Source organism: Streptomyces sp. UH6 (assembly GCF_013421635.1).
Classification (GTDB): Bacteria; Actinomycetota; Actinomycetes; order Streptomycetales; family Streptomycetaceae; genus Streptomyces; species Streptomyces abyssomicinicus.
The window spans coordinates 1-2,772 of record NZ_JACADT010000764.1 but is presented as its reverse complement, the minus strand read 5'-3'; the positions used below and the strand labels follow the sequence as shown (position 1 = coordinate 2,772).

2 protein-coding genes and 1 pseudogene are annotated in these 2,772 nt (G+C 71.9%); 1 reads left to right on the top strand and 2 read right to left on the bottom strand.

The window, feature by feature from the left end:
* Positions 1–34: 34 nt before the first annotated feature.
* On the bottom strand, positions 35–685 hold the full coding sequence (locus HW445_RS25485) for a hypothetical protein (protein WP_180223255.1): 651 nt from the start codon (positions 683–685) through the stop codon (positions 35–37).
* Positions 686–786: 101 nt separating this feature from the next.
* Positions 787–2,241: an adenosylhomocysteinase gene (gene ahcY, locus HW445_RS25480; protein ID WP_180223254.1), complete on the bottom strand. Its 1,455-nt coding sequence runs from the start codon at positions 2,239–2,241 to the stop codon at positions 787–789.
* 321 nt (positions 2,242–2,562) lie between these two features.
* Here ahcY and HW445_RS25475 point away from each other — a divergent pair.
* Positions 2,563–2,772 (top strand): annotated as a pseudogene (locus HW445_RS25475) (signal peptidase I); the annotation flags it as partial.

Sequence of the window (2,772 nt, the reverse complement as noted above, 5' to 3'; positions counted from 1 at the left end):
CGGGCAGCGGCACAGGCGGCGGAAGCCGCGCGCTCTACCGGTCGTCCGGGTCGGCGCCCTGCCGGTCGACGTCCCGGAAGGCCGACGGCGGCGACGCGAGGTCGTCCAGCTCGACGCCGGGTGCGGCGAGCACCACGTCGCCGGCCAGGTGGACGGTGTGCTGCTCGCCGGTCCCCAGGTCGGTGACGCGGTACGCGTCCACCACCAGGGGGCCGCTGTCGGTCGAGTGGGTCTCGCTGCCGGTCAGGGCCCAGGTCCGGTCCACCGTGAAGGGCGCCAGGACCGGGTCGGTGAACTCGACCAGGCGGACCCGGACGGGGGCTTCGCCGAGGTGCGGGCGCAGCAGCCGGGCGGTGGCGACCAGGAAGGCCGGGGAGGCTCCGGTGAAGGCGTGGGCGGGGGCGTTGCCCTCGGCGGCGTGCTCTCCCGTGGGGTCGGTGCGGACCCAGGTGACGCCGTCGAGGGCGGCGCCGCGGACCTGCCAGCCGCCGGCCCGCATTTCGACGCGCAGGGGGCGGCCGAGGTCGTCGAGGGTGACGTCCACCGATCCCCGGTGGTCCCCCTCCGGGGTGAGCCGCTGGGAGACGTAGCGCCAGCCGGAGGGGCCGGGGGCGCACTGGAAGTGCTCCTCGCCGAGCGGGCTGTGGTCGTACGGGTCGTGGAGCAGATAGCGGCCGGTGGGCATGGGCGTCCTGGTGGTGGTCCGGGCTGCGGGGGCGGGACGGGGGCAGGCCCCCGCCACGAGGGCGAGGGCCTGCCGGAGGTGCGGTGCCGCGGGACGGCCGCTCAGTAGCGGTAGTGATCCGGCTTGAAGGGGCCTTCGACCTCGACGCCGATGTAGGCGGCCTGCTCGGGGCGGAGCTTGGTGAGCTTCACGCCGAGCGCGTCCAGGTGGAGGGCGGCGACCTTCTCGTCCAGGTGCTTGGGGAGCACGTAGACGCCGATCGGGTACGCGTCGGGCTTCGTGAACAGCTCGATCTGGGCCAGCGTCTGGTCCGCGAACGAGTTGGACATCACGAACGACGGGTGGCCGGTGGCGTTGCCCAGGTTCAGCAGGCGGCCCTCGGACAGCACGATGATCTTCTTGCCGTCGGGGAACGCCCAGGTGTGGACCTGCGGCTTGACCTCGTCCTTGACGATGCCGGGGATCTTCGCCAGGCCGGCCATGTCGATCTCGTTGTCGAAGTGGCCGATGTTGCCGACGATGGCCTGGTGCTTCATCTTGGCCATGTCGGAGGCCATGATGATGTCCTTGTTGCCGGTCGTGGTGATGAAGATGTCCGCCGTCTCCACGACCTCGTCGAGCGTGGTGACCTGGTAGCCGTCCATCGCCGCCTGCAGGGCGCAGATCGGGTCGATCTCGGTGACGATCACCCGGGCGCCCTGGCCGCGGAGCGACTCCGCGCAGCCCTTGCCGACGTCGCCGTAGCCGCAGACCACGGCGGTCTTGCCGCCGATCAGGGTGTCGGTGGCGCGGTTGATGCCGTCGATCAGGGAGTGGCGGCAGCCGTACTTGTTGTCGAACTTCGACTTGGTCACGGCGTCGTTGACGTTGATCGCCGGGAAGAGCAGGACGCCGTCGCGCTGCATCTCGTACAGGCGGTGGACGCCGGTGGTGGTCTCCTCGGTGACACCGCGGATCTCCGACGCCAGGTGGGTCCACTTCTGCGAGCCCTCACCGATCGTCCGGTGCAGCAGGCGCAGGATCTCGAGGTGCTCCTCGGATTCGGCGGTCTCCAGCGCGGGGACCTCGCCGGCCTTCTCGTACTCGACGCCCTTGTGGACGAGGAGGGTGGCGTCACCGCCGTCGTCCAGGATCATGTTCGGGCCGCCGGTGGGGCTGTCCGGCCAGGTCAGCGCCTGCTCGGTGCACCACCAGTACTCCTCCAGCGTCTCGCCCTTCCAGGCGAAGACCGGGACGCCCTGCGGGTCGTCCGGGGTGCCGTGGGGACCGACGGCAATGGCGGCCGCGGCGTGGTCCTGGGTGGAGAAGATGTTGCAGGAGGCCCAGCGGACCTGGGCGCCGAGCGAGACCAGGGTCTCGATCAGGACGGCGGTCTGCACCGTCATGTGGAGGGAGCCGGTGACGCGCGCGCCCTTCAGCGGCTGCGCCTTCGCGTACTCCTCGCGGATCGCCATCAGGCCGGGCATCTCGTGCTCGGCCAGGCTGATCTCCTTGCGGCCGAACTCGGCCAGGGAGAGGTCGGCGACCTTGAAGTCCTGTCGGTTGTCGACAGTCATGTAGTGCTGCTCCTCGCGGATGCGGTTACGGGTCGAGGTCGGTGCGGCTGGTCTGCGCGTCGGCGTGCTCCGGTCACGGGTGTGCCCCGCGGGCACGGGCATGCCTCGGGGGCACGGGTGTGGCCCCGCGCGCAGCGCAGTCCGTCGGAGGCCCTCTCTCCCTCGGCCGGTCCGTCGCTCACCGCGTGGTACCGCCCGACCGCCATCAGCAGCGACGTCTGGCTCCGTCCCAAGCTACACCGGCCGCCCCACCGGACCCCAGTCCGGTGGGGTCCGGCTAGCCTCGTCGGGCCCAACCGGGCCCGGTGAAGGGGGAGATGGATGAAGAGAGCGGCCCGGCCGGTCGTGGCCGGCGTGGTGACGGCGGCGATGGGCGCCGCGCTGGCCGGCGGGTGCCTGGTGCGGACCCTGACGGGGTACGGGTCGGCGACCGTCTCGGCGACCAGCATGGAGCCGGCGTACGGACCGGGCGACCGGCTGGTGTACGAGCGGATCGACGGCGACACCGAGGGCGCGGGCGACGCCGGCGGC

What these genes read in the sequence shown, in the direction of transcription:
- HW445_RS25485 (WP_180223255.1), bottom strand. Translation starts at nt 685, where the DNA reads ATGCCCACCGGCCGCTATCTGCTCCACGACCCGTACGACCACAGCCCG.
- ahcY (WP_180223254.1), bottom strand. Translation starts at nt 2,241, where the DNA reads ATGACTGTCGACAACCGACAGGACTTCAAGGTCGCCGACCTCTCCCTG.